This window comes from Escherichia sp. HH41S (assembly GCF_009820115.1).
In the GTDB taxonomy this organism is placed as follows: domain Bacteria; phylum Pseudomonadota; class Gammaproteobacteria; order Enterobacterales; family Enterobacteriaceae; genus Escherichia; species Escherichia coli_F.
In genome coordinates this window covers 67,049-91,987 of record NZ_VNXE01000123.1, presented here as the reverse complement: position 1 = coordinate 91,987, position 24,939 = coordinate 67,049, and the positions used below count along the sequence as shown (strand labels likewise).

Sequence of the window (24,939 nt, the reverse complement as noted above, 5' to 3'; positions counted from 1 at the left end):
GCCTGATCTCACAAAGCAATCAGGCATTTTTTTACCCTTCGTGCGAATTACCCATCTGTTTATCTTTTAAAAAGATAACCATCAGCAGCAGCCACAAAATCCCGTTGGCAAGGTTGAAGAGATTAAACAGGCCATTTCCCCCATTCAGCCAGGCATGTTTGCTGATTTCAATACCGACGGTAAAAATAAGCATTTGCAACATTCCCATCGCCGCAGAAACCGTACCTTTACTCATATCGCTGGCAAACAGGGTCAATCGCACCAATCCCGCATTCGCCAGGCCAATACCGAAAGCATAAATACTTAACCCGGCGGTCATCCACAAATACGCGTGCGATGAGATAACCGTTGCCGCAGCAGCGACCAACAGGCCAATCATAATCGGCCAGCCGCCCATAATAATCAATGAACGTACGGTGCGGCGCGAGGTCAGACGCGCTAGCAGCAAGTTACCCGCAATTAATGCCCCGAAAATAGGCACTTGCAGCAAGCCATATTCATAGCTACTCAACTGCTCGCCGGTAATGATGATAATCGGCGACTGGGCGATCCACGCCAGCAACGGCAGGCTAACAAAACCCAGCGCCAGTGCCCCTGCCACAAAGCGACCGTTCTTCAGCACCAGCTTATAGTCACGACCGAGTTCTTTCAGCGACAGTTTCTCGCCTATACGCGTGGCGGTTTCAGGCATGGCTCGTTGCAGACCGAAAAAGGAGATCGCTGCCAATGCGGCAAACAAGACGAACATCCCTTCCCAGGGCAGCACATGGATCCACGCCGCGCCCACCAGCGGACCAAGTAGCGGAGCAATAAGCGCCACGTTCGCCATCAGCGCGGTGATCTTGATACAAACCGCCTCTTCGAAGGACTCCTGAATTGCGGCGTAACCCACAGCGCCAATGAAACAGAGGCTTATGCCCTGCAAGAAGCGCAACAGCGTGAATTGTTCAATATTTTGCGCCAGTAATATCGCCAGACAAGTGATGATAAACCACACTACTCCCGCCAGCATCACCGGACGGCGACCAATACGATCCGACAGTGGTCCCAGCAGCCACTGTAAAAACATCCCGCCCGCCAGATACGCGGTCATCGAAGTAGGAACCCAATCAATGCCCGCCTGATATTGTTCCACCACGGCCAACATACCGGGTTGAATCATATCGTTGCCGATATAGGTTGAAAATTCGTAAAGCACCAGACAGAGAGGGAAAAGTAACGCCTGACGTCCAAGCCTGGCACCGGAAGCTAATCTATTTTGCATGCAATTTCTTCGCCAATAATAATCGCGCAAAGTTTAATAAAAGCGCAGCTAACGAGAAAGCGAATTTTGTAGCTGAAACTTCGGTTAAGCACATTCTTACATTATTGCGAGTATAGCTACGCTTTCTTTAAGTTTTATTTAACCTATGCTCGTTACAATCAGCCACCGTAAACAGGGCCGCTTGAGGGAAATAAGACGATGCCGCTTTACCCAGTTTAACCTGCACTTTATTCTCAACGACTTGCCTGTATTGGCTCCCTTTTAATCACTTTGCGTCGGGAAGTTATGCTGGAAAATTTGAATCTCTCTCTATTCTCTCTTATTAACGCGACGCCAGACTCGGCTCCGTGGATGATCTCGTTGGCGATTTTTATTGCTAAAGATTTGATTACCGTGGTGCCGCTGCTGGCCGCAGTACTTTGGTTGTGGGGGCTTACAGCACAACGGCAACTGGTGATAAAAATCGCAATCGCGCTGGCGGTCAGCCTGTTTGTGTCCTGGACGATGGGGCATCTTTTTCCGCACGACCGACCCTTTGTCGAAAATATCGGCTATAACTTCCTGCATCATGCGGCGGATGACTCATTCCCGAGCGATCATGGTACGGTAATTTTCACCTTTGCACTGGCATTTTTATGCTGGCATCGCCTGTGGTCCGGTTCCCTTTTAATGATACTGGCTGTTGTCATTGCCTGGTCGCGCGTTTATCTTGGCGTGCACTGGCCGCTGGATATGCTCGGTGGATTGCTGGCAGGTATGATTGGCTGCCTTAGCGCCCAGATTATCTGGCAAGCGATGGGGCATAAACTCTATCAACGTCTGCAATCGTGGTATCGTTTCTGTTTTGCATTACCGATCCGCAAAGGCTGGGTGCGTGACTGATCTCTGCTAAAAAGTGTAGTATTGAGCGGCTCGCTTCAATAACTATTCAGAGGGATTATGGAAACACGTCGCGAAGAGCGTATCGGGCAGCTGCTGCAAGAATTAAAACGCAGCGATAAGTTACATCTTAAAGACGCCGCCGCCCTGCTTGGGGTTTCGGAGATGACGATTCGTCGCGATCTGAACAACCACAGTGCGCCCGTCGTTTTGCTCGGCGGCTATATTGTTCTGGAACCACGCAGCGCCAGCCATTACCTGTTAAGCGATCAAAAATCCCGCCTGGTGGAAGAAAAACGCCGGGCGGCAAAACTGGCTGCGACGCTGGTAGAACCCGATCAGACCCTCTTTTTTGACTGTGGCACCACCACACCGTGGATTATTGAAGCGATTGATAATGAAATCCCTTTTACCGCCATTTGTTATTCGCTAAATACCTTTCTGGCACTGAAAGAGAAACCTCATTGCCGCGCGTTTCTTTGCGGTGGTGAATTTCACGCCAGCAACGCCATTTTCAAACCCATCGATTTTCAGCAAACGCTGAATAATTTTTGCCCGGATATCGCTTTTTATTCCGCGGCGGGGGTGCATGTCAGTAAGGGCGCTACCTGTTTTAATCTTGAAGAGTTGCCGGTAAAACACTGGGCCATGTCGATGGCGCAAAAGCATGTGCTGGTTGTCGACCACAGTAAATTTGGCAAGGTGCGTCCGGCGCGCATGGGTGACCTGAAACGCTTTGACATTGTGGTGAGCGATTGTTGCCCGGAAGATGAGTATGTGAAGTACGCGCAGACGCAGCGTATTAAGTTGATGTATTAATGATGCATAACCGGATGACGTTTCCACGCCATCCGGTTATCACAAAATCAAGAGAACCAGCTGCCGAACCACTGATGGAATTTCATCATCACGAAATCCCACATCCGACCAAAGAATCCACCCTCTTCCACATTTTCCATCACGATCAGCGGGCGCTGTTCAATGGATTTACCGTTAAGCTGGAAATCAATGGTGCCGACAACCTGACCTTTTTTCAGCGGTGCGGTAAGCTGCGGTTCCGTTAACGTATAACTCGCTTTCAGGTTTTTCAGCTGCCCACGCGGTATGGTCACGGATCCCGCTTCGCCTGCCCCGAGATTCACTTCGCTCTTATCACCAAACCAGACGCGCTGAGTCACAAAGGTGGCATCAGGTTTAATTGGCGTCACGGTTTCAAAGAAGCGGAAACCCCAGGTCAATAATTTCTCAGACTCATTAAAACGGATACGGTCAGTTTTCGCCCCCAGCACTACGGAGATTAAACGCATATCGCCCTGGGTAGCCGAAGCAACCAGATTATATCCCGCGCCTGCCGTGGTTCCTGTCTTCATGCCATCAACATTCAGATTGCTGCTCCATAGCAGACGGTTACGGTTAGGCTGACGAATTTTGTTGAAGGTGAACTCTTTCTCTTTATGAATGGCGTACTCTTCTGGCACATCGTGAATCAGTGCTTTACCCAGCAATGCCATATCGCGCGCGGTACTGAACTGCCCCGGCGCATCCAGACCGTGCACCGTCTGGAAGGTCGTGTTGGTCAGCCCCAGTTTTTTGGCATAACCATTCATCAAACCAATAAATGACTCCTGGCTCCCGGCAACGTAATCAGCCAGCGCAATACAGGCGTCATTACCGGACTGGATAATCACGCCTTTGTTCAAGTCTGCCACCGAAACCTGATCGCCTGGTTTGAGGAACATTACCGACGAACCACGCAGTGCCGGGTTTCCCGTCGCCCAGGCATCTTTACCGACCGTCACCATATCGGTGAGTTTAATCTTATCGGCCTTAAGCGCCTGCCCAACCACATAGCTGGTCATGATTTTAGTCAGGCTCGCGGGGTCCAGTTTCTCATCCGCATTGCCTTCTGCCAGCACTTTACCGCTGGCGTAATCCATTAAAATCCATGCACGCGCATCCACGCTCGGCGCTTCAACGGTTTGTTCCGCCGCGAATGCCGTTGGGGCAAAAAGGAATAAAAATGCAGAACCCGCTGCAAGACCACGAAGGAGAGAGGAGTATTGCGTCATAAATGCCACCCGAGTATCCATTCAAAAAAAATACGTTATATCGCCGTATGATAAGTTCGGTGATTAATAACGCACACACAAACTTAAAGAAACCGTAAGTTGGTAAAGTTTTTAAAGTTTATGCAATATCCTGCCGCTTCGCTGCTTCTGCCGTCATTTTTTTGCCAGCTGTTGCTTAAAAGTTAACTTTACTTCACCATCAAAGTCCTGTTCAGCCTGTGGCTGCCTGTCGGAAAAGGGGTAAGTATGATTACGCTGTGGGGTCGGAATAATTCAACCAACGTAAAAAAAGTATTGCTGACGCTCGAAGAACTGGAACTACCTTATGAGCAAATTCTCGCGGGCCGTGAGTTTGGGGTAAACCACGATGCTGATTTTCTGGCGATGAACCCTAACGGGCTGGTGCCGTTATTGCGTGACGACGAAAGTGATCTCATTCTTTGGGAATCAAACGCCATTGTCCGCTATCTGGCGGCACAGTATGGGCAAAACCGCCTGTGGATCGACTCACCGGCACGCCGTGCAGAAGCGGAAAAATGGATGGACTGGGCAAACCAGACGCTCAGCAATGCCCATCGCGGGATCCTGATGGGATTGGTCAGAACACCCCCCGAAGAGCGCGATCAGGCCGCCATTGATGCCAGTTGCAAAGAGTGCGACGCCCTGTTTGCCCTGCTCGATGCGGAACTGGCAAAAGTAAAATGGTTCTCTGGCGACGAGTTTGGTGTGGGCGATATCGCTATCGCTCCGTTCATCTACAATTTGTTTAACGTTGGCCTGACCTGGACACCACGTCCAAATCTGCAACGCTGGTATCAGCAACTCACTGAACGCCCCGCAGTGCGCAAAGTGGTGATGATCCCCGTTAGCTAATTGCGTGGGCTAACTTTAAGTAATTCCCCACTGGACTCGTCGGTGAGAACGTATAAATAACCGTCGGGTCCAGTACGAACATCACGAATTCGCTGCCCTCTGTCCGTTAAAATACGGCCATCTTCTGTCACTTTGTCGCCGTTGACGCTCATCACAATGACATCTTTATCTTTCAGCGCGCCAATAAATAATTTTTGCTGCCACTGGGGGAATTTATCGCTGTTATAGAAGGCCATGCCGCTCACGGCGGGCGAATCTTTCCAGTAAAAAACAGGTTGCTCGGTCCCGGCGACGATCTCCCCTTTCGCTTCCGGTATCTTAAATCCCGAATAGTTGATTCCCCAGGTTGCCAGCGGCCAGCCGTAGTTTTTGCCTTTTTGCGGGATATTAATTTCATCACCACCGCGGGGGCCATGTTCATTTAGCCACAGTGCATTACTCCACGGATTCATCGCCATTCCTTGCGGGTTACGAATACCATAAGACCAGATCTCGGCGCGTGCATCGGATCTCCTGGCAAAAGGATTATCATCCGGGATCTCGCCCTGGTCAGTAAGACGCACCAGTTTGCCCTGTAATTTATCCAGATCCTGCGCCGTCGGGCGCTGATTGTTTTCGCCCAGAGCAATAAAAAGATAACCTTTACCGTCGAATACCAGCCGCCCGCCAAAATGGTTGCCGGTAGACAGTTTTGGCATCTGGCGAAAAATGGTGCGGAAGTCGGTCACTTTTGAGAGATCATCACTTAAGCGGCCATAACCCACAGCAGTTCCGGCTTTGCCATCATCGCCAACTTCGGAATAACTTAACCAGATGCGGCGCGACTGAGCAAAATCAGGCGCTAAAACCACGTCCAGCAGACCGCCCTGCCCGTGCGCCCAAACGTCCGGCACTCCGGAAAGCGGCGCAGATAATCCTTTTCCTGCTTGCCAGCGACGCAACTCACCGCCGCGCAGGGTGATTAACATGCCGTGATTATCGGGTAAAAAGGCCAGCGCCCAGGGATGGTCGAGTTTGTCTTGCAGTACTTCGACATTTACCGTTGCAGGAGCCGCCCAGAGAGCGGAAGAAAGACAAATAAGGGGCACAGAGAAAAAGAATTGTCGATGCATAACGCCTCCGGATTGACTCTGGCTTAAAGCGTAGTCAGTGGAGGAGATAACAAATTCATTTTTACAAAAACTTAAACATGAAGGGGGAGACGCTTTCTCCCCCTTAGTTTTCAGGCCTTCTCAAGCATGGCGTGCTTCTGCAGGCTCTGGATACTCAGCGTTAAGCTCATCAGACAATTTTCAAGCTTATCGGCGTTGACGGTAATAACAGTCGGGCAATCATGGTGCCCACTCATCAAACATACTGCGGCTGTCGCTAATGCTTCTTCAGCATGATGAAGAGCACTCCACTCTTCCTGATCCAGATGAAGATTCAACCGCAGCGATTGATCGTGCAGTTCGCGATTCAGTTTAAAAAAGTTATCTCGTAGATGATTGCTTTCGCTGACGGACATGTATCCTTTTGCCTTCCTCAGTTGCACGTATGCGGCGAGGTCAACGCGTGCGTCGATCAACCGGTTCAGCAGGTCGATTCGCTGTCTGTCAACGAACATACTTCGATCCTCCTCTTTCCAGCCTTGTTGCAATTAAATAGTATGGCTATTTATTGAGCAAAATGCTGTCCAGGATCAATTCTTCACCCCGAATTAACAAAATTTACATTTCCTTCGCCTCCGCCAGCGAATGAGATTGCGATACAAATTTTATCCAGAACTCTGTAGAATCCCTGCCCTGACCTTTCCTGTAACTGAATATTTTTTAAGCTATGAGCAAAGTAACTCCCCAGCCGAAAATCGGCTTTGTTTCCCTTGGCTGTCCGAAAAACCTTGTCGATTCAGAGCGTATTCTCACCGAACTACGCACCGAAGGTTATGACGTGGTACCGAGCTATGACGATGCGGACATGGTGATCGTCAATACCTGCGGCTTTATTGACAGCGCGGTACAAGAATCACTGGAAGCCATTGGCGAAGCGTTGAATGAAAACGGCAAGGTAATTGTGACCGGTTGTCTGGGGGCGAAAGAAGATCAGATCCGCGAAGTCCACCCGAAAGTGCTGGAAATCACCGGGCCTCATAGCTATGAGCAGGTTCTTGAGCACGTTCATCACTACGTACCAAAACCGAAACACAACCCGTTCCTGAGCCTGGTGCCAGAACAAGGTGTGAAACTGACGCCGCGTCATTATGCCTATCTGAAAATTTCTGAAGGCTGTAACCACCGCTGCACCTTCTGCATTATTCCGTCTATGCGCGGCGATCTGGTGAGCCGTCCAATTGGCGAAGTGTTAAGTGAAGCGAAACGACTGGTTGATGCGGGCGTTAAAGAGATTCTGGTGATCTCGCAGGATACTTCCGCCTATGGCGTCGATGTTAAACATCGTACTGGCTTCCACAACGGCGAGCCGGTAAAAACCAGCATGGTCAGCCTGTGTGAACAGTTATCGAAACTGGGGATCTGGACACGTCTGCACTACGTTTACCCTTATCCACACGTGGACGACGTCATCCCACTGATGGCGGAAGGCAAAATCCTGCCGTATCTGGATATCCCGTTGCAACACGCCAGCCCGCGCATTCTCAAACTGATGAAGCGTCCGGGTTCTGTAGATCGCCAACTGGCGCGCATCAAACAGTGGCGCGAAATCTGCCCGGAACTGACCCTGCGCTCAACCTTTATTGTCGGCTTCCCTGGCGAGACGGAAGAAGATTTCCAGATGCTACTCGATTTCCTGAAAGAAGCACGTCTGGATCGCGTTGGCTGCTTTAAATACAGCCCGGTTGAAGGCGCAGACGCCAATGCCCTGCCTGACCAGGTTCCGGAAGAAGTGAAAGAAGAACGCTGGAACCGTTTCATGCAGCTGCAGCAGCAGATTTCCGCCGAGCGCCTGCAAGAGAAAGTGGGCCGTGAAATTCTGGTGATTATCGACGAAGTGGACGAAGAAGGCGCGATTGGTCGCAGCATGGCAGATGCACCAGAAATCGACGGCGCGGTTTATCTCAATGGTGAAACTAACGTTAAGCCGGGTGATATCCTGCGAGTGAAAGTCGAGCACGCCGATGAGTACGATTTGTGGGGTAGCCGGGTTTAATTAATTCAGGCAGGGCAACATCATTTGCCCTGCCTGCTAATAATGATTACTGCCAGCTAATCTGCGCCCTGCCGTTTTTCTTACTCTTATACAGCCGCTCATCCGCCAGCATTTTCAAGCGTTCGACGGTAGTACATTCATTTGAATGCGCTACACCGATACTGGTGCTTAAATTAATGCTTCCCACCTGGAAATGAACGATTTCTTTTAGAATCGATAGCAACTCTTCCAGCGTGCCGCCAGTATAAATCACCGCAAATTCGTCACCGCCGAAGCGGTAGACTTTACCTTTATCTACCGGGATCTGTGATTTAAGGATTTTCACCACTTTCATCAACACTTCATCGCCCAGCAAATGACCGAAGGTGTCGTTAATGTTTTTGAATTTATCGACATCAAAAAGACACAGATAGCCGCCTTTTTCCGGGAGGGCTTTTAAATCTTCATCAAAGGATTTTCTGCCCATTGCTTTGGTCAGGTCGTCCAGAAACGCCGAGTTATACATACTGTAGAGTTTTTTGACATCGGCAGCCGAGAAGAAAAGCCCACCGTCCAGGACGCGTTCAAAATGGTTATTAATAATGGCTTCTTTCTCCACAATGCCACGATTAATCACTCTGCGTACCAGATAAAGGCAGCTAGCACCCGATATCACTGCCACCAATGCAGCAAAGAAAATAATCAACGTACATACCTGAAAATAAACGTCTTTTTTATACGAAAATACGTACAATCCGGTCGGCAAATAGGCGAAGTGCTCCATTGCTTCCGAAACGGTGAAGATGGCGTTTTTAGCGTTATATTCATCACCGGTCACCGATTTACCGTTCTTGAACAGGGAGAACATCAGGTTCTCGCTATCCATCGCCAGCGATTTTGACAGTAACGAAAAACGCTCCAGACCAAGCAAAAATATCAGACTGCGATTGTAAGTTACCGGATAGAGGTAATAGACGAAGGTTTTACCGTCAAAAGAGATAAACCCTGTATTTTTGACATGTCGATACTTAACAACCTGCATAATATCTGCACAATAATTTTTCTCGAACTCCTTTACCTGAATACATTCGTCACTGGAAATCAGATAAGGACCGACATCGTACAAATAAGAGGGTGAAACCGAGTCGGCGTAAGCTGTGCGCAAGCCAACCAACAGCTGTTCCTCCGTGGGATTTAGCGTGTTGATGAGATCAATTGCCACGCTACGCCGATATTCAGCAATATTTGCCACCGCAAAAGCAGTATCAATAACGGACTGTTTCAGGCTATACACCCGTTCCTTTACCATTTGAGTGTAGATCCCGCAGGCAACTGCTGAAATCATGATAAAAATCAGCAGACTGACTGTAAGTACGAACTTATTGATTCTGGACATACGTAAACTACTCTTTTACTAATTTTCCACTTTTATCCCAGGCGGAGAACGGCATGGGTTTCTGGTACAGATACCCCTGAGCCTGAACACATCCTAATTTGATTAATTCGCGCGCAACGTCTTCGCTCTCTACGCCTTCCGCAATCACCGGGATCCGGTTATAGCGTGCCAGATCGAAAATAATGCGCACAATTTTCCCCGCAGTACCGAAAATATCGCCGGTAAATTGCGAGTCCACTTTTATACTGTCTGGATTAATTTCATAAAAACGTTTCAGGTTTGACAAACCGGTGCCAAAGTCATCAATCGATATCCGTACCCCTTGTTTACGCAGTTGTTCAATATTGAGATAAAAATGTTCATTAATTCGCTCGATCACAGTTTCAGTGATCTCAACACAGAGGCTGTTCGCCTTCAGGCCATTTTCTTTCATGATGGTGGTAAAACGCTCATGAAAGTGTGGTTCGTTTAACTGCCAGGGCGAAACATTAATATGCAGTAAGAAACCGTCCTTCAGCGACGCACGCTGACTAAAATGTCTGAATTCACCCATTGCCGTTTTAATAATCTGATAACCTAGCTCATTGATAAACCCGATATCTTCAGCAATGGTAATGAACTTCAGCGGTGAAATGATCCCCCGCTCCGCAGACACCCAACGGCACAACGCCTCCGCGCCCAGAATGGCGCGGGTGTTAATATCAACGATCGGTTGATAGACCAGGAATAGTTCGCCAATTTCCATTGCATGGCGAATATTACGCGCAATCCAAATATTCTCTTCTATTTCGTTGAGTTTCGCGTCATCACAGAAAATAAACTCTGAGAACATATGGTCACGGATGCTGGAAATCGCCAGTTTCAGTTTTTCTGCGTAACTCCAGGCGTTTTCTCCCTGCAAAGGTTCACAAATAGCAGACTTATGGATGCGCAGATTGCGGTAGCCAAAGCTGCTGTCAAAATCGTTTATCGTCGCTATCTTACGGGTAAACGTCTGGACATTTTCCCGGCACAGGAGTAAATAAAGATCGGCATTGAATGTCACGATATCGCAGCATTGTGCATATTTCTCGGCAATTCGCTGACACAGTTTTCTGACGATTTTATTACGCTCATCGACACCAAACACCGCTTCAACGGCTTCCAGGCCACACAGTTTGATGATCCCCACAGCCAGATACTGATTATTGTTGGACTCAATAATCGCCATATTTTTAATAAAACCGCTTTCTTGATCGTAAGAGATCAGCGAGAGCAATTTATTCGAACGTTCAATTTCGGCATCTTTCATTTCCGCGATCGAATTTTTGATGCTGATAATCTCTTTTGCATCGCCTTCGCGAATTTTCAGAGCCTCGATTTGATCCGTTGAGTCGGGCAAAAATGCCAGCGTATTAACCAGCTCGGTCATTTCAGAAAATTGCCGACGGAACACACGAGTGGTCATTAAATAAACCACCAGCAATACGATAATAATGAAAGCAAACGGCAGATAAAAAAGTTTATCTGATGCGTTCAATAAATTACCGCCAGGATAATAAAAATAGATTTCGAATAATGCGTTGTTTGGCACCGCTGATGTTTTTTCGATATATTCAGTATCGACAGAATCAATAATATTATAATTGCCTTCGCTATTATAAATAATCAGTTTTTCACGAGCGAGTTGATTCTTGGCAATGATCTCATGGCCTTGTTTCAAAAATAGAACTTCATCATTAGCGCTGATTTGATCAAGATACTCGTTCAGATATCGCCAGTTTAAATCGACATGAATTTTATCCACCACTAACAAATCGTGATCTTTGCCGTTGATGCGTAGCGTAAAAGAGATACATTTTTTACCCGGACGATCAAAGCAATTGTATGCCGGATTCCAGCTGTTGTTAGAGTCATCGGAGGCCACCGACCACGGTCGTTTCGATGGGTTAAAATCGGCAAAAATAACCCGCCCTGACTCGTCGACAAGCGGTCCATTTACTTGTTCCTGATGATAAACAACGATTTTATCATTCGCCCTCCGCGAAAAGAGATAATATTTATTATCATCAAGTACCAGTCCCACCGAGTCTAAAAATGGCATCATTTCCATTTTAAGGATCACAGCGCGTTGAATCTCCTCTGTATTTTTTAATAAATACAGTGAGTCCTTTAATGTCAGGGCCGAACGTTCAATATCTTTAAAGAAATAGCCAACGTTTTTCTGAATAAGTTCAAAGCGGCTATCGGCACGTTTTACCGCGCGCTCCGATACCAGTTGATAGTTAATGATGAAAAAAAGGCCAATAAATGACAGTGCTGCCAATAAAAATAAAATTATCAGCCTTATCTTTATCTTTTCGTATAAACTCAGCATGTTAATACATTTAACAAAATAACTGTCTGAACGCTGTGCCGCTGCAAAAACAGTCCCTTGCTGCGGCTTTTTAACCAAATTACCCGATTCTACAAAATCAGCAGAAAGTTACAACACTTGCTTAGGGCAATAATTTCCTGTGAGGTGATTACCCTTTCAAGCAATATTCAAACGTAACTATCCTTTAATTTTCGGATCCAGCGCATCGCGTAAACCATCACCCAACAAATTGAACGCCAGTACAGTCAGAAAAATAGCCAGGGCCGGAAAAACAGCGACATGCGGCGCGATAACCATATCCGCTCGTGCCTCATTGAGCATTGCTCCCCACTCTGGTGTCGGCGGCTGAGCACCGAGGCCGAGAAACGACAGGCTGGCCGCAGAGATAATCGAGGTGCCAATGCGCATGGTGAAAAACACCACGATAGAAGAGACGGTCCCAGGCAGAATATGACGCAATAAAATGGTCATATCGCTGGCACCAATACTGCGTGCTGACTCAATAAAGGTTTGCTGTTTTAACACCAGCGTGTTGCCGCGCACCAGTCGGGCAAACGCGGGGATGGAAAAAATGGCGACGGCGATAATCACGTTAGCGATGCCGCTTCCCAACACCGCAACAACAGCGATGGCCAGCAAAATACCCGGGAAGGCAAACAGCACATCGCAAATGCGCATGATCAGCCGATCCCACCAGCCTTCATAATATCCCGCCAGCAAGCCCAGCAACGTCCCGATCGCCGCACCGATAAACACGGCAAACACGCCCGCCGCCAGCGAGATTTGCGCACCAACCAGGACACGGCTGAAAATGTCGCGTCCCAGTGAATCGACGCCAAACCAGTGCTGCAAAGAAGGTCCGTTATTCAGATTGTCATAATCGAAAAAATTTTCGGCGTCATAGGGGGCGATCCAGCGTGCAAAAATGGCCACCACAATCAATAAAATGACGAATAATGCGGCGGCCATCGCCATATGCTGATGGCGAAATCGTCGCCAGAATTCATGCCACGGTGTACGTACCTGGTCAGGTTTGACCAGTGGCATGGCGTTTAACACCGCCTGACGTCGCCAGTTAAATAGTCGCATCCTTACTTGTACCTGATAGCCGGGTTAATGGCGGCGTAAAGCACATCCACCACTAAGTTGATAAGAATAAATTCCAGCGAGAAAAGCAGAATTTCCGCCTGAATCACCGGGTAATCGCGCATTTCTACGGAGTCAACGAGTAAGCGTCCAAGTCCGGGCCAGTTGAAAACTTTCTCCACCACGATGGAACCACCGAGCAAAAAGCCAAACTGTAAGCCCATCATGGTCACTACCGGGATCATCGCGTTGCGTAGCCCGTGTTTGAGGACAACCCAGGTTTCGCTCACCCCTTTCGCCCTCGCGGTACGCATATAATCTTCGCTTAAAACGTCGACAAACGATGCGCGGGTAAAGCGCGCCATCACGGCTGCCACTGCTGCGCCGAGCGTCAGGGAGGGTAAAATGTAGTGCTGCCAACTGTCTGCACCTACGGTGGGTAACCAGCCAAGTTCAACTGAGAAAACCTGAATCAACAGTATTCCTAACGCAAATGCCGGGAATGAAATCCCTGATACCGCGATAGTCATACTTAATCGATCCGGCCAACGGTTACGCCAGACAGCGGCGATAATACCAGCCCCCATGCCGAACAGCACCGCCCAGGTCATACTGGTAATAGTCAACCATAGAGTAGGCATAAAGCGGCTGGCAATCTCATCGGCAACGGGACGACGCGACACCATCGACAGGCCAAAATCCCCCTGCACAGCATTGCTGATATAGTGCCAGAACTGGTGATACATCGGCTGATCCAACCCCAGCTGCTGACGCACCAGTTCTATAACCTGCGCATCAGCTTCGGGCCCGGCAATCAATCGCGCCGGATCGCCGGGCAGCATATGGACAAATAAAAACACCAGCACCGAGACGATAAACAGCGTCGGAATCAACCCCAGTAAGCGTTTGATAACGTAATTAAGCATTCCACTCCCTGCGTTGCTTATTGCAAATCCGCGTCTTCAAAGCTGAAACCGGTGTCTGGCATGATCCAAAAACCGGTCAGGTTTTTACTGTGTGCCGACACCAGTTTTTCTACCACCAGCGGGATCCACGGCGACTCTTGCCAGATGATATCCTGCGCCGCCTTATACAAGCGCGCTTTTTCCGCCGGATCGTTGGTTTTCAGCGCCTGGGCAAGCTCGTCATCCACCTGCTTATTGCTGTAAAACGCAGTATTAAACAGCGTCGGCGGCCAGTTCTGCGAGGCGAACAGTGGCGATAGCGCCCAGTCAGCTTCACCAGTCGAGGCCGACCAGCCAGTGTAGAACATTCTCACGCCGCTCTCTTTTTGCCCTTTACCTTCAACTTCTGCCGCCCGCTGCCCGGCATCCATCGCAGTCACCTGGGCTTTAATCCCGACCTGCGCTAACTGCTGCTGGGTAAATTGCAGCACTTTCTGCGCGGTGCTGTGGTTATGTGACGACCACAGCGTGGTGCTGAAACCGTTGGGATATCCCGCCTCTTTCAGTAATTCGCGCGCTTTCACTGGATCGTAAGGCCACGGTTTATAACTTTGCGCGTAGGCGATACTTGGCGGTACCACACCAGTAGCTGGCGTTGCATAGCCCGCGAAGGCTACTTTCACCAGCGCCGGGCGGTTAATGGCGTAATTCAGCGCCTCACGGACCTTCGGGTTATCGAACGGCTTTTGCGTCACGTTCATACTGATATAACGCTGCATAATTGACGGACTGGCCATCAACTCGATATTTTTGTTTTTCTCCAGCAGTGCGGCCTGCTCGTAGGGAATGGGGAAAGCAAACTGCGCTTCACCGGTTTGCAGCATTGCCGCGCGGGTGTTGTTATCCGCCACCGGACGCCAGGTTATGCTGTCCAGTTTGGGCAATCCTGGCTGCCAGTAACCCGCGAATTTTTTCACTTTCACAAAATCGGTCTGATTCCAGGTATCCAGTTCATACGGCCCGGTTCCCACCGGATGAAAACCAATATCCTTGCCATATTTTTCCAGCGCTGCCGGTGAAATCATCGCGGTCGCCGGATGGGCAAGAATATTAATAAACGCTGAAAACGGCTGTTTGAGGATAATCTTTACCGTTGTCGGATCGATCGCTTCCGTTTTGGCAATATTCTTATACAGGTTATAGCGTTTAAGATGATTCGCCGGATCGCTGGCCCGGTCCAGATTCGCTTTTACCGCCGCTGCGTTGAAATCGGTGCCATCCTGGAATTTAATTCCTTCCCGCAGTTTCACGGTGTAAGTAAGGCCGTCATCGGAAACGGTATAACTCTCCGCCAGCACGTTTTTCAGTTTCATCTCTTTATCGAGACCGAACAGCCCCTGGTAAAACGATTTCGCTACGGCCTGAGATAACGTGTCATTCGCGTCATATGGATCGAGCGTGGTGAAGTTCGATCCTACCGCCACCACCACATCTTTGGCAGCGAATGCACAAGATGCCATCAACGCTGTCGCAATGCTCAGCGCCACTAACCCACTACGGTGTACAGCTCTTGCCATTTTATTCTCCGCCTGAATGTTATCTACGCATGAATGCGTATTCTGATTGTGGTTGTGCGACGTAATGCCCCGGCCCGACGCATTGCAACGAGACGGCTGCAACCTCTTCGCCACGCAGATGAATATTGCTGGGAAGATCGTCCGACAGCAGTACACGCTGCGGTCGTTGTCGGGACGGTTCAGCGACCGGAACTGCCGCCAGTAATTTACGCGTATAAGGATGCTGCGGGTTTTCAAAGACCGCGCGCCGTGGACCAATTTCAACAATTTGTCCGAGATACATCACCGCCACACGATGACTAATCCGCTCTACCACGGCCATATCGTGGGAGATAAACAGATACGCAATGCCGAAATCACGCTGGAGATCGAGCAACAAGTTGATAATCTGCCCGCGAATAGATACATCCAGCGCCGAGACGGCTTCGTCGGCAATGATCACTTTTGGATTCAATGCCAACGCGCGAGCAATGCAGATGCGCTGGCGCTGACCGCCGGAAAACTCATGCGGGTAACGCCAGGCATGTTCAGGTAACAGGCCCACGCGCTCTAGCAACCACGCAACGCGTGCAGCCGCTTCTTTACCTGGCAATAAACCGTGTACGCGCAGCGGTTCGATAATCGAATCACCGATGGTCTGACGTGGGTCCAGCGAAGCGTAAGGGTCCTGAAAAATAAACTGAATATCGCGACGCAATGCCTGAAGTTTGCCGGGTGACAAAGTATCGATTCGCTGACCGTTAAAGATAATTTCGCCGCCCTGCGATTCGACCAGGCGCAGCAACGCCCGCCCGGTAGTGGATTTACCGCTGCCAGACTCGCCCACCAGCGATAGCGTTTCGCCAGGCCAGAGATCAAAACTGACTTTCTCAACGGCATGCACTTCCCGCGTTACGCGATTCAACAAACCGCTGCGCAAAGGGAAACGGGTGACCAGATTACGCACCCGTAAAACAGGTTCGCCATCCACCACCGTTTTCTGCTCGATGGGTGGTTCCTGTTTCGCTGGATGTTCAAGCGATATCAATGGGAAACGTCGGGGATAATCTAACCCTTTCATCGCACCAAGTTGCGGAACAGCAGCTAACAGCGCACGGGTGTAAGGATGTTGCGGTGCATGAAAAATCTGTTCGACGCTACCCGTTTCCACCGCCTCGCCCTGATACATCACCAGTACCCGATCGGCAATCTCTGCCACCACGCCCATATCGTGAGTGATAAAGATAACGCCCATCGACATCTCTTTTTGCAATACTTTGATTAATTGCAGGATCTGCGCCTGAATAGTGACATCCAGCGCGGTGGTTGGCTCATCGGCAATCAGCACCGCCGGGCGGCATGACAGTGCCATCGCAATCATCACTCGCTGGCGCATCCCGCCAGAGAGTTGATGCGGATAACGTGAAAGAATGGTTTGTGCCTCCGGAATGCGTACCTGATCCAGCATCCGCTTCGCCTCGACCATTGCTTCTTCACGACTGGCGTTTTGATGCAGACGAATTGATTCGGCAATCTGTTCACCCACAGTAAATACCGGGTTCAGCGATGTCATCGGCTCCTGAAATATCATTGCCATATCCGCACCGCGCACATGGCGCATTTGTGCAGCGCTCTGTTCGCTAAGTTCAATCACCTCACGGCTGCGCCGCCGCAACAGCATTTGATCGCACTGCACTAAACCGCCCGCCTGTTCCAACAGGCGCATCAATGCCAGCGCAGTCACTGACTTACCAGAGCCGGATTCGCCAACAATTGCCAGCGTCTCACCACGTTGTAGGCTAAAAGAGAGATTGCGGACCGCAGCTATTTTCTGCTGGTCCTGCCTAAAGGCAATATTCAGATTTTCAACCGCCAGCACATCACCGGCATCAAGTTCATCACTGTGTGGCAACGGTGTCCCCTTTTTCACGGTAGATACCGGTGGTTGGCGTATCGCCTGCGTAGCCCCAGGCGCGATACATTCCTTCGGTGTTAAACGGTAGCGCGACGTTACCTTCATGGTCGATAGCGATTAAGCCACCGCTACCGCCAAGCGCAGGGAGTTTTTCCATTACTACCCGCTCGCAGGCTTCCGCGAGACTTAATCCGCCGTAATCCATTAACGCGGCGATGTCATATGCCGCCAGCGCGCGGATGAAGACTTCGCCCGTGCCGGTACAAGAAACCGCCACACTGGCGTTATTGGCGTAGCATCCGGCGCCCACTAAGGGACTATCGCCAACTCGTCCGGGTAATTTATTGGTCATTCCGCCCGTGGACGTGGCTGCCGCCAGATTGCCGTCTAAATCCAACGCCACGGCCCCCACGGTGCCCATTTTCTGTTTTTCATCCAGTGGCGCACCGCTATGGTCGAGAACCGTTGCCCCTTCCTCGCGCGCTGCCAGTAGTTGTTCATAACGCAAAGGCGTGGAGAAAATCTCCGGCGAGACGCGCTCCATGCCATGAGCAAATGCAAAATTTTCTGCCCCTTCGCCAATCATCATCACATGCGGGCTTTGCTCCATCACCAGCCGGGCGGCAAGAACCGGATTACGCAGATGCCTAACGCCCGCCACCGCACCGGCTTTCAGGGTGTTACCATCCATCACACAGGCGTCCAGTTCATGGGTTTCATCACGCGTAAAGACAGCGCCAATTCCGGCGTTAAACAGTGGACACTCTTCCAGCAGACGCACCGCTTCCGTCACCACATCCAGCGCACTTTCGCCCGCTTCCAGCATTTTCTGCCCGGTTTCAACAATGGCAGACAACGCCTCAATGTAGCGTAATTCCTGTTGCAGACTCATCTGCGCGCGGCTAATTGCACCTGCGCCACCATGAATTGCAATGACTGCTTTGCCCATAGTATTCGTCCATTAAGGGTGGCTCGCCACTTTTGCTATAAATATCAGAATTTTTATGAATTACTCATTCAATTTTTGAATATAGAAAGATGGATATGGCATGTAAAGGCAGGAGCCAGCGCTACGCCCGAGGTGGCATACAGTCTGTGGCGTTTTTCTGACATAATAGGCAAATTCGATTTTGCCTCCGCAGGAGTGTTTTCATGGAATTTACCACCGGATTGATGTCGCTCGACACCGCGCTTAATGAGATGCTTTCTCGCGTTACCCCACTGACCGCCCAGGAAACGCTGCCACTGGTACAGTGTTTTGGTCGTATTCTGGCGAGCGATGTCGTTTCGCCACTGGATGTCCCGGGGTTTGATAACTCCGCTATGGACGCCTACGCGGTGCGTTTAGCCGATATTGCCTCCGGGCAACCGCTGCCCGTTGCCGGTAAATCCTTTGCCGGTCAGCCGTACCATGGTGAATGGCCTGCGGGTACCTGCATTCGTATTATGACCGGTGCGCCGGTGCCGGAAGGCTGCGAAGCGGTGGTGATGCAGGAACAGACCGAACAGACTGACGCTGGCGTGCGTTTTACCGCTGAAGTGCGTAGCGGACAAAATATTCGCCGTCGCGGTGAAGATATTTCTGCGGGTGCGGTTGTTTTTCCAGTAGGTACTCGCCTGACTACCGCAGAGCTGCCAGTAATTGCTTCACTGGGGATTGCCGACGTTCCGGTGATTCGTAAAGTGCGTGTAGCGCTGTTTTCTACCGGTGATGAACTCCAGTTGCCAGGCCAGCCGCTGGGCGACGGCCAAATCTACGATACCAACCGTCTCGCCGTACACCTGATGTTAGAACAGCTGGGATGCGAGGTAATCAACTTAGGGATTATCCGCGACGATCCCCATGCCCTGCGCGCCGCTTTTATTGAAGCCGATAGCCAGGCAGATGTGGTGATCAGTTCCGGCGGTGTTTCAGTGGGTGAAGCGGATTACACCAAAACCATTCTTGAAGAGCTGGGGGAGATCGCCTTCTGGAAGCTGGCGATTAAACCAGGTAAACCGTTCGCGTTCGGTAAACTCAGCAATAGCTGGTTCTGCGGCCTGCCGGGCAACCCGGTTTCAGCAACGCTGACCTTCTATCAACTGGTACAGCCTTTGCTGGCAAAATTGAGCGGCAACACCGCCAGCGGCCTGCCCGCGCGCCAGCGTGTGCGCACGGCATCGCCTCTGAAGAAATCGCCAGGACGCCTTGATTTCCAGCGCGGCGTGCTGCAACGCAACGCCGATGGCGAACTGGAAGTGACGACCACCGGACATCAGGGTTCACATATATTTAGCTCCTTTAGCCTCGGCAACTGCTTTATCGTACTGGAGCGCGAGCGCGGCAATGTGGAAGTGGGCGAATGGGTGGAAGTAGAACCGTTTAACGCGTTGTTCGGAGGCCTGTAATGGCGGAACTCAGCGATCAGGAGATGCTGCGCTACAACCGGCAAATCATTCTGCGCGGTTTTGATTTTGACGGTCAGGAGGCGCTAAAAGATTCTCGCGTGCTGATCGTCGGCCTCGGTGGACTCGGCTGTGCAGCTTCGCAGTATCTGGCAAGCGCCGGTGTCGGTAACCTGACGCTGCTCGACTTCGACACGGTTTCGCTTTCAAATCTGCAACGCCAGACACTGCATAGTGATGCCACGGTCGGGCAACCGAAGGTGGAATCCGCCCGTGACGCCCTGACGCGGATCAACCCGCATATTGCGATTACGCCAGTCAATGCACTGCTAGATGACGCAGAACTTGCAGCATTGATTGCTGAACACGATCTGGTGCTCGACTGTACGGATAACGTTGCGGTACGCAATCAACTGAACGCTGGCTGTTTTGCCGCAAAGGTGCCGCTGGTTTCCGGGGCGGCAATTCGTATGGAAGGGCAAATCACGGTCTTCACTTATCAGGACGGCGAACCGTGCTACCGCTGCCTTAGCCGTTTGTTTGGCGAGAACGCGCTAACCTGCGTAGAAGCAGGCGTGATGGCACCGTTGATCGGGGTGATTGGTTCGTTGCAGGCAATGGAGGCGATCAAACTGCTGGCAGGTTATGGCAAACCTGCCAGCGGCAAAATCATCATGTACGATGCGATGACTTGCCAGTTTCGCGAAATGAAACTGATGCGTAATCCGGGGTGCGAGGTGTGCGGGCAGTAATTGCCAGCCCCAGGCCTGATAAGTCGCGGCAAGCGTCGCATCAGGCATTTGCTCCAGACGCCAGATGCGGCGTGAACGCCTTATCTGGCCTACGGTTCGGGCGCAGATTTCCAGGCGCGGCAAGCGTTGGTGCACTCCACCATGTCATCAGCAATTGATGAGGATGCAGAACGTCCGGTTAAATCGACGTTCTGCCAAAAGCCCCCTGCCAGTCCTGCTCAAACTTCGCCACGGCGGCATCAACTGCCGGATAGCTAATCATCTGCTGCGCCACATCCAGTGGCAGAGTAATTGATTCACATCCTGCCAGTAAGCAGTCCAGCGCCTGACGCGGGGTTTTGAAACTTGCGGCTAACACTTTCGCCTGCGGCGCATGCATTTTCAATAACTGGTGCAAATCGGTCACAGTTTGAATACCGCTACAGCCCTGAGCATCAATTCGGTTGACGTAAGGCGCAACGTACTCCGCACCTGCCAGCGCCGACAGCAGCCCTTGTGCCGCGCCATATACCGCGGTTCCCAGCGTCGGAATCCCTTCCGCTTTTAACATTTTAATGGCTGACAGGCCCTCAGCGGTCACCGGGATTTTCACCACGATATCCGCAATGATAGAACGCAGTTTACGTGCATCATTCACCATCCCTTCGGCAGTGGTAGCCATTACCTGGGCAAACAGACGCCCCTGACCGCCCATCGCTTCGTGAAGCTCCGGAAGTACCACCTCCAGCGGTTTTTTACCCGCGGCGATAATACTTGGGTTAGTGGTCACACCCGCCAGCGGAAAAATACGTGACAGCGCCTTCACCGCAACAACGTCTGAAGTATCCAGATACAGTTCCATACCATCCTCAAAATGTACTTTTTGTCTGAATGTAGACTATCACGGGAAAACTCTCTGAACAGTTGACGCACATCAATCAAACTTTCATTCGAAAGTATTTTAATGTTTGAACGAAACAGAGAGGCAACTATGATTTTCAATATTCAGCGCTACTCGACCCATGACGGCCCCGGTATCCGCACGGTCGTTTTTCTTAAAGGCTGTTCACTGGGCTGCCGCTGGTGTCAGAACCCGGAAAGCCGCGCCCGCACGCAGGATCTGCTGTATGACGCACGTCTGTGCCTGGAAGGCTGCGAGCTGTGCGCTAAGGCCGCGCCGGAAGCGATTGAGCGCGCGCTGAATGGTTTGCTTATTCATCGGGAAAAGTTAACCCCGGAGCATCTGACGGCGTTAACCGACTGCTGCCCGACACAGGCGTTAACCGTGTGTGGTGAAGTGAAAAGCGTTGAGGAGATCATGGCGACCGTTCTGCGCGACAAACCGTTTTACGATCGCAGCGGCGGCGGCTTAACGCTTTCCGGTGGTGAGCCGTTTATGCAGCCGGAAATGGCGATGGGGCTACTGCAAACCAGCCACGAAGCCGGTATTCATACTGCGGTAGAAACCTGTCTGCATGTGCCGTGGAAATACATCGCCCCTTCTCTGCCGTATATCGATCTGTTTCTTGCCGATTTAAAACACGTTGCCGACGTGCCGTTTAAACAGTGGACCGACGGTAACGCCGCCAGAGTGCTGGATAACCTGAAAAAACTCGCAGCGGCGGGGAAAAAAATCATCATCCGCGTGCCGTTGATTCAGGGCTTTAATGCCGATGAAACCTCTGTGAAAGCCATTACCGATTTTGCCGCCGACGAGCTGCACGTCGGCGAAATTCATTTCCTGCCCTACCACACGCTGGGCATCAACAAATATCACTTACTTAATCTGCCCTATGACGCCCCGGAAAAACCGCTTGATGCGCCAGAACTGCTCGACTTTGCCCTGCAGTATGCCTGCCAGAAAGGGTTAACCGCGACCTTACGAGGATAACAACCATGACCACACTGAAACTGGACACGCTCAGCGACCGCATTAAAGCGCACAAAAATGCGCTGGTGAATATTGTGAAACCGCCGGTCTGTACCGAGCGCGCGCAGCACTATACCGAGATGTATCAACAACATCTCGATAAGCCGATCCCGGTACGTCGCGCTCTGGCGCTGGCCCATCACCTGGCGAATCGCACTATTTGGATCAAGCACGATGAGTTGATCATCGGCAACCAGGCAAGCGAAGTTCGCGCCGCGCCGATCTTCCCGGAATATACCGTCTCCTGGATCGAAAAAGAGATTGATGATCTGGCGGATCGTCCGGGTGCAGGTTTTGCGGTGAGCGAAGAGAACAAACGCGTTCTGCATGAAGTGTGCCCTTGGTGGCGCGGTCAGACGGTACAGGATCGCTGCTATGGCATGTTTACCGATGAGCAAAAAGGCCTGCTGGCGACCGGTATCATTAAAGCGGAAGGTAATATGACCTCCGGCGATGCGCACCTGGCGGTCAATTTCCCACTGTTGCTGGAAAAAGGGCTTGATGGTCTGCGCGAGAAAGTGGCGGAGCGCCGCATGCGTATTAACCTGACCGTGCTGGAAGATCTGCACGGCGAGCAATTCCTGAAAGCGATTGATATCGTGTTGGTGGCGGTCAGTGAACATATTGAACGTTTCGCTGCCCTGGCGCGTGAAATGGCCGCTACCGAACCCCGCGAAAGCCGTCGCGATGAACTGCTGGCGATGGCCGAAAACTGCGACCTTATCGCCCACCAGCCGCCGCAGACTTTCTGGCAGGCGCTGCAACTGTGCTACTTCATCCAGTTGATTTTGCAGATCGAATCTAACGGTCACTCAGTATCGTTTGGTCGTATGGACCAGTATCTCTACCCGTACTATCGCCGCGACGTTGAACTGAACCAGACACTGGATCGTGAACACGCCATCGAGATGCTGCATAGCTGCTGGCTGAAACTGCTGGAAGTGAACAAGATCCGCTCCGGCTCGCACTCAAAAGCCTCTGCGGGAAGTCCGCTGTATCAGAACGTCACCATTGGCGGGCAAAATCTGGTTGATGGTCAGCCGATGGACGCGGTGAATCCACTCTCTTACGCAATCCTCGAATCTTGCGGCCGCCTGCGTTCCACTCAGCCTAACCTCAGCGTGCGCTACCACGCGGGAATGAGTAACGATTTCCTCGATGCCTGCGTACAGGTGATCCGCTGCGGCTTCGGGATGCCGGCGTTCAACAACGACGAAATCGTCATCCCGGAATTTATTAAACTCGGTATTGAACCGCAGGATGCTTACGACTACGCGGCGATTGGCTGTATCGAAACCGCCGTCGGTGGCAAATGGGGCTATCGCTGCACCGGGATGAGCTTTATCAACTTCGCCCGCGTGATGCTGGCGGCGCTGGAAGGCGGTCGTGATGCCACCAGCGGCAAAGTGTTCCTGCCACAAGAAAAAGCGTTGTCAGCGGGTAACTTCAACAACTTCGATGAAGTGATGGACACGTGGGACACGCAAATCCGTTACTACACCCGTAAATCAATCGAAATCGAATATGTCGTCGACACCATGCTGGAAGAGAACGTGCACGATATTCTCTGCTCGGCGCTGGTGGATGACTGTATTGAGCGAGCGAAAAGCATTAAACAAGGCGGCGCGAAGTATGACTGGGTTTCTGGCCTGCAGGTCGGCATTGCTAACCTCGGCAACAGCCTGGCGGCAGTGAAGAAACTGGTGTTTGAACAGGGCGCGATTGGTCAGCAACAACTGGCTGCCGCACTGGCGGATGACTTCGACGGCCTGACGCACGAGCAGCTGCGTCAGCGGCTGATTAACGGCGCGCCGAAGTACGGCAACGACGATGATACTGTCGATACGCTGCTGGCTCGCGCTTATCAGACCTATATCGACGAACTGAAACAGTACCATAACCCGCGCTACGGTCGTGGTCCGATTGGCGGCAACTATTACGCAGGTACGTCGTCTATCTCCGCTAACGTACCGTTTGGCGCGCAGACTATGGCAACGCCGGACGGACGTAAAGCACATACCCCGCTGGCAGAAGGCGCTAGTCCGGCCTCCGGTACTGACCATCTCGGCCCAACGGCGGTCATTGGCTCGGTGGGTAAACTGCCTACGGCAGCGATTCTCGGCGGCGTGTTGCTCAACCAGAAACTGAATCCGGCAACGCTGGAGAACGAATCTGACAAGCAGAAACTGATGATCCTACTGCGCACCTTCTTCGAGGTGCATAAAGGCTGGCATATTCAGTACAACATCGTTTCCCGCGAAACGCTGCTGGAAGCGAAAAAACATCCGGATCAGTACCGCGATCTGGTGGTGCGCGTAGCGGGTTATTCCGCCTTCTTCACTGCGCTCTCTCCAGACGCACAGGACGATATCATCGCCCGTACTGAACATATGCTGTAATCTCCTTCGCCCGGTAACGGCTGTTGCCGGGCGAAAATACTCATCCCATCGATATTATTTTAATCCGAAATA

Annotated in this window: 20 protein-coding genes; 8 read left to right on the top strand and 12 right to left on the bottom strand. The window is 51.1% G+C overall.

The features are described from left to right. Positions 1 to 31: 31 nt before the first annotated feature. Positions 32 to 1,264 (bottom strand): multidrug efflux MFS transporter MdfA, encoded by a 1,233-nt coding sequence (mdfA, locus tag FQZ95_RS24575; protein ID WP_088541635.1) that lies wholly within the window; start codon positions 1,262 to 1,264, stop codon positions 32 to 34. 285 nt (positions 1,265 to 1,549) lie between these two features. On the opposite strand from mdfA, the gene ybjG reads away from it, so the two are divergent. Together ybjG and deoR are read left to right on the top strand one after the other, a co-directional pair. After that, positions 1,550 to 2,146 carry an undecaprenyl-diphosphate phosphatase gene (gene ybjG / locus FQZ95_RS24570; RefSeq protein ID WP_160530873.1) on the top strand — a complete coding sequence of 199 codons (597 nt, stop codon included), beginning with the start codon at positions 1,550 to 1,552 and terminating at the stop codon, positions 2,144 to 2,146. A 57-nt stretch (positions 2,147 to 2,203) separates the two neighbouring features. After that, positions 2,204 to 2,962, top strand: a complete 759-nt coding sequence (deoR, locus tag FQZ95_RS24565) for a DNA-binding transcriptional repressor DeoR (RefSeq protein ID WP_000450117.1) — start codon at positions 2,204 to 2,206, stop codon at positions 2,960 to 2,962. Between the two features lie 47 nt (positions 2,963 to 3,009). Here deoR and dacC read toward each other — a convergent pair whose 3' ends face one another. Further along, positions 3,010 to 4,212: a serine-type D-Ala-D-Ala carboxypeptidase gene (dacC, locus tag FQZ95_RS24560; protein ID WP_000195961.1), complete on the bottom strand. Its 1,203-nt coding sequence runs from the start codon at positions 4,210 to 4,212 to the stop codon at positions 3,010 to 3,012. 246 nt (positions 4,213 to 4,458) lie between these two features. Here dacC and gstB point away from each other — a divergent pair, with 246 nt between their 5' ends. After that, positions 4,459 to 5,085, top strand: coding sequence for a glutathione S-transferase GstB (gene gstB, locus FQZ95_RS24555; RefSeq protein WP_000631897.1), 627 nt, complete (start codon positions 4,459 to 4,461; stop codon positions 5,083 to 5,085). Here the strand turns inward: gstB and yliI are convergent. Together yliI and bssR are read right to left on the bottom strand one after the other, a co-directional pair. Continuing rightward, positions 5,082 to 6,197, bottom strand: a complete 1,116-nt coding sequence (gene yliI, locus FQZ95_RS24550) for an aldose sugar dehydrogenase YliI (protein WP_160530871.1) — start codon at positions 6,195 to 6,197, stop codon at positions 5,082 to 5,084. The two genes, gstB and yliI, sit on opposite strands and share 4 nt — an antisense overlap. Before the next feature lie 110 nt (positions 6,198 to 6,307). Beyond that, entirely contained in the window at positions 6,308 to 6,691 is a 384-nt protein-coding gene (gene bssR / locus FQZ95_RS24545) for a biofilm formation regulator BssR (RefSeq protein ID WP_105278108.1), read from the bottom strand. A 212-nt stretch (positions 6,692 to 6,903) separates the two neighbouring features. Between bssR and rimO the strand changes: the two genes are divergently transcribed. Continuing rightward, positions 6,904 to 8,229 carry a 30S ribosomal protein S12 methylthiotransferase RimO gene (gene rimO, locus FQZ95_RS24540; RefSeq protein ID WP_000049367.1) on the top strand — a complete coding sequence of 442 codons (1,326 nt, stop codon included), beginning with the start codon at positions 6,904 to 6,906 and terminating at the stop codon, positions 8,227 to 8,229. A gap of 46 nt (positions 8,230 to 8,275) precedes the next feature. On the opposite strand, the gene FQZ95_RS24535 is transcribed toward rimO, so the two are convergent. The 7 genes from FQZ95_RS24535 to iaaA form a co-directional block, all read right to left on the bottom strand. Next, a complete protein-coding gene (locus FQZ95_RS24535) occupies positions 8,276 to 9,604 on the bottom strand; it encodes a GGDEF domain-containing protein (protein ID WP_160530869.1) in 1,329 nt (442 codons plus the stop codon). Positions 9,605 to 9,611: 7 nt separating this feature from the next. Then, a complete protein-coding gene (locus FQZ95_RS24530; protein ID WP_160530867.1) occupies positions 9,612 to 11,960 on the bottom strand; it encodes a sensor domain-containing phosphodiesterase in 2,349 nt (782 codons plus the stop codon). Positions 11,961 to 12,137: 177 nt separating this feature from the next. Then, a complete protein-coding gene (gsiD, locus tag FQZ95_RS24525) occupies positions 12,138 to 13,049 on the bottom strand; it encodes a glutathione ABC transporter permease GsiD (protein ID WP_160530865.1) in 912 nt (303 codons plus the stop codon). Between the two features lie 2 nt (positions 13,050 to 13,051). Then, on the bottom strand, positions 13,052 to 13,972 hold the full coding sequence (gene gsiC / locus FQZ95_RS24520; protein WP_160530863.1) for a glutathione ABC transporter permease GsiC: 921 nt from the start codon (positions 13,970 to 13,972) through the stop codon (positions 13,052 to 13,054). A gap of 17 nt (positions 13,973 to 13,989) precedes the next feature. Beyond that, on the bottom strand, positions 13,990 to 15,528 hold the full coding sequence (gsiB, locus tag FQZ95_RS24515; RefSeq protein WP_160530861.1) for a glutathione ABC transporter substrate-binding protein GsiB: 1,539 nt from the start codon (positions 15,526 to 15,528) through the stop codon (positions 13,990 to 13,992). 19 nt (positions 15,529 to 15,547) lie between these two features. After that, on the bottom strand, positions 15,548 to 17,419 hold the full coding sequence (gene gsiA, locus FQZ95_RS24510) for a glutathione ABC transporter ATP-binding protein GsiA (RefSeq protein WP_160530983.1): 1,872 nt from the start codon (positions 17,417 to 17,419) through the stop codon (positions 15,548 to 15,550). After that, positions 17,406 to 18,371 (bottom strand): beta-aspartyl-peptidase, encoded by a 966-nt coding sequence (gene iaaA / locus FQZ95_RS24505; protein WP_160530859.1) that lies wholly within the window; start codon positions 18,369 to 18,371, stop codon positions 17,406 to 17,408. The genes gsiA and iaaA overlap by 14 nt, the downstream gene beginning before the upstream one ends. Positions 18,372 to 18,574: 203 nt before the next feature. Here iaaA and moeA point away from each other — a divergent pair, with 203 nt between their 5' ends. Then, complete coding sequence (gene moeA / locus FQZ95_RS24500; protein WP_160530857.1) at positions 18,575 to 19,810, top strand: molybdopterin molybdotransferase MoeA; 1,236 nt, start codon at positions 18,575 to 18,577, stop codon at positions 19,808 to 19,810. Continuing rightward, entirely contained in the window at positions 19,810 to 20,559 is a 750-nt protein-coding gene (moeB, locus tag FQZ95_RS24495) for a molybdopterin-synthase adenylyltransferase MoeB (RefSeq protein WP_032183812.1), read from the top strand. The genes moeA and moeB overlap by 1 nt, the downstream gene beginning before the upstream one ends. Before the next feature lie 178 nt (positions 20,560 to 20,737). Here moeB and fsa read toward each other — a convergent pair whose 3' ends face one another. Beyond that, positions 20,738 to 21,400 carry a fructose-6-phosphate aldolase gene (fsa, locus tag FQZ95_RS24490; protein WP_160530855.1) on the bottom strand — a complete coding sequence of 221 codons (663 nt, stop codon included), beginning with the start codon at positions 21,398 to 21,400 and terminating at the stop codon, positions 20,738 to 20,740. Between the two features lie 129 nt (positions 21,401 to 21,529). Between fsa and FQZ95_RS24485 the strand changes: the two genes are divergently transcribed. Both FQZ95_RS24485 and FQZ95_RS24480 read left to right on the top strand, forming a co-directional pair. Then, the gene (locus tag FQZ95_RS24485; protein WP_001353332.1) at positions 21,530 to 22,429 is read left to right on the top strand and encodes a glycyl-radical enzyme activating protein; all 900 of its coding nucleotides are present in this window, start codon (positions 21,530 to 21,532) and stop codon (positions 22,427 to 22,429) included. A gap of 5 nt (positions 22,430 to 22,434) precedes the next feature. Further along, complete coding sequence (locus FQZ95_RS24480) at positions 22,435 to 24,867, top strand: glycyl radical protein (RefSeq protein WP_160530853.1); 2,433 nt, start codon at positions 22,435 to 22,437, stop codon at positions 24,865 to 24,867. Positions 24,868 to 24,939 lie beyond the last annotated feature (72 nt).

What these genes read in the sequence shown, in the direction of transcription:
- moeB (WP_032183812.1), top strand. Translation starts at nt 19,810, where the DNA reads ATGGCGGAACTCAGCGATCAGGAGATGCTGCGCTACAACCGGCAAATC.
- FQZ95_RS24535 (WP_160530869.1), bottom strand. Translation starts at nt 9,604, where the DNA reads ATGTCCAGAATCAATAAGTTCGTACTTACAGTCAGTCTGCTGATTTTT.
- gsiD (WP_160530865.1), bottom strand. Translation starts at nt 13,049, where the DNA reads ATGCGACTATTTAACTGGCGACGTCAGGCGGTGTTAAACGCCATGCCA.
- rimO (WP_000049367.1), top strand. Translation starts at nt 6,904, where the DNA reads ATGAGCAAAGTAACTCCCCAGCCGAAAATCGGCTTTGTTTCCCTTGGC.
- FQZ95_RS24480 (WP_160530853.1), top strand. Translation starts at nt 22,435, where the DNA reads ATGACCACACTGAAACTGGACACGCTCAGCGACCGCATTAAAGCGCAC.
- moeA (WP_160530857.1), top strand. Translation starts at nt 18,575, where the DNA reads ATGGAATTTACCACCGGATTGATGTCGCTCGACACCGCGCTTAATGAG.
- fsa (WP_160530855.1), bottom strand. Translation starts at nt 21,400, where the DNA reads ATGGAACTGTATCTGGATACTTCAGACGTTGTTGCGGTGAAGGCGCTG.
- iaaA (WP_160530859.1), bottom strand. Translation starts at nt 18,371, where the DNA reads ATGGGCAAAGCAGTCATTGCAATTCATGGTGGCGCAGGTGCAATTAGC.
- deoR (WP_000450117.1), top strand. Translation starts at nt 2,204, where the DNA reads ATGGAAACACGTCGCGAAGAGCGTATCGGGCAGCTGCTGCAAGAATTA.
- ybjG (WP_160530873.1), top strand. Translation starts at nt 1,550, where the DNA reads ATGCTGGAAAATTTGAATCTCTCTCTATTCTCTCTTATTAACGCGACG.
- yliI (WP_160530871.1), bottom strand. Translation starts at nt 6,197, where the DNA reads ATGCATCGACAATTCTTTTTCTCTGTGCCCCTTATTTGTCTTTCTTCC.
- gstB (WP_000631897.1), top strand. Translation starts at nt 4,459, where the DNA reads ATGATTACGCTGTGGGGTCGGAATAATTCAACCAACGTAAAAAAAGTA.
- mdfA (WP_088541635.1), bottom strand. Translation starts at nt 1,264, where the DNA reads ATGCAAAATAGATTAGCTTCCGGTGCCAGGCTTGGACGTCAGGCGTTA.
- bssR (WP_105278108.1), bottom strand. Translation starts at nt 6,691, where the DNA reads ATGTTCGTTGACAGACAGCGAATCGACCTGCTGAACCGGTTGATCGAC.
- gsiC (WP_160530863.1), bottom strand. Translation starts at nt 13,972, where the DNA reads ATGCTTAATTACGTTATCAAACGCTTACTGGGGTTGATTCCGACGCTG.
- dacC (WP_000195961.1), bottom strand. Translation starts at nt 4,212, where the DNA reads ATGACGCAATACTCCTCTCTCCTTCGTGGTCTTGCAGCGGGTTCTGCA.
- FQZ95_RS24485 (WP_001353332.1), top strand. Translation starts at nt 21,530, where the DNA reads ATGATTTTCAATATTCAGCGCTACTCGACCCATGACGGCCCCGGTATC.
- FQZ95_RS24530 (WP_160530867.1), bottom strand. Translation starts at nt 11,960, where the DNA reads ATGCTGAGTTTATACGAAAAGATAAAGATAAGGCTGATAATTTTATTT.
- gsiB (WP_160530861.1), bottom strand. Translation starts at nt 15,528, where the DNA reads ATGGCAAGAGCTGTACACCGTAGTGGGTTAGTGGCGCTGAGCATTGCG.